The organism is Aggregatilinea sp. (assembly GCF_036822615.1).
GTDB lineage: Bacteria > Chloroflexota > Anaerolineae > Aggregatilineales > Aggregatilineaceae > Aggregatilinea.
This window is the reverse complement of the sequence record NZ_DAISHJ010000120.1, coordinates 1-1,203: the sequence shown is the minus strand read 5'-3', so window position 1 is coordinate 1,203 and position 1,203 is coordinate 1. Positions and strand designations below refer to the sequence as shown.

Genomic DNA, 1,203 nt, shown 5'->3' with positions numbered 1-1,203 from the left:
CCTTCGTCCGCAATGGCGCGCATCACCACGCGGCCATCGGGCAGCCACGTCGCCAGATCGATGGTCATGTTATGAATTTCGAACGCAATGGTGCGCAGAATCCCCGTGCCGGAGATTTCCAGGTAAACCCAATTCTCGTCCGCCAGCCCCAGCCCCGTCGTCCGGCATACGCTGCTTTGCACTCGGTCGCTGGAACTCAGCGCGTATAACTGGTGCTGCCCGTCAGGGGATCGCCACGGCGCGTAGGGCTGGATCAGTGTCACGTCCGGCGAGAGCGCGCGCCGCTCCCCTGTCGCGGGATCGTAAAGCATCATGTTCGCCTGCAAACCGCCGACCGGCCCGATGCCCATCACCACGGCGGCGGGCCGCCCATCTTCGAGCCACGCCACATCGACCGGCAGGCCTTCGGGCGCTTGCAGCATCGCCACGGGATCGCGCGACGCCGCCGGGAGGTAGTACGCCGTCTGGACGCCGCCGGACTCCACGGCAAACGCCAGCGCCGCCCCGTCCGGCGACCACTGCACGGCGCGGATATTCGCGTCGGTATCCAGCTCCGCGACGATCCACGCGCGTCCTGCCGCCACGTCCAGCGCCATGAGCGCGTTCGCGGCGCGGTAAATGATCTGCGTTCCGGCGGGATTCGGCACCAGCGGCCACAGCGCAATGCCGCGATCCACTTCGCGGGGCGTGCCGCCTTCGGCCAGCGGCCACACGACCAGCCGCCGCTCGACGATGCCCTGGATCATCACCAACACGCTGTCCTGGAACGCGCCCCCCGGCAGATCGCTCAGCGCGATCGGAGTCGCCGTCGGCGTGGGCGGCACGGTCGGCTCGATGGCGGGACGCGGCGTCGCGGGGTTCTGCGTGCGCCCACGCGCGACCGCTACCGCAAGGATCAACGCCGCCGCAATCATCAGCAGGCTCAAGATCGGGTGAGAAACATCACGCCGCCGCATGGCCGGGATCACTCATCAAAACCGACGGGGAGATCGGGGACAGGAAACAGGGATCGGATGATCAAGCGAAAAGCACCTCACCCCCGGCCCCGCTCCAACGTAATTGGAGCGGGGAGACAGGCAGGCCCAATGGGGTTTTGTAGGGGCGGGTTTGCAACCCGCCCACATATTTTTGCGGAGTCAGCAATCTACCCGCCCGGAACCGTCACGCCCGCCTTGACGCGCGTCTCGATCAGCGCGCCGTCGC

1 protein-coding gene is annotated in these 1,203 nt (G+C 67.3%); it reads right to left on the bottom strand.

What is annotated here, in order from left to right; translation table 11 throughout:
• On the bottom strand, positions 1–956 hold a 956-nt coding region (locus V7116_RS21605; protein WP_324394057.1), incomplete at its 3' end, for a TolB family protein.
• Positions 957–1,203 lie beyond the last annotated feature (247 nt).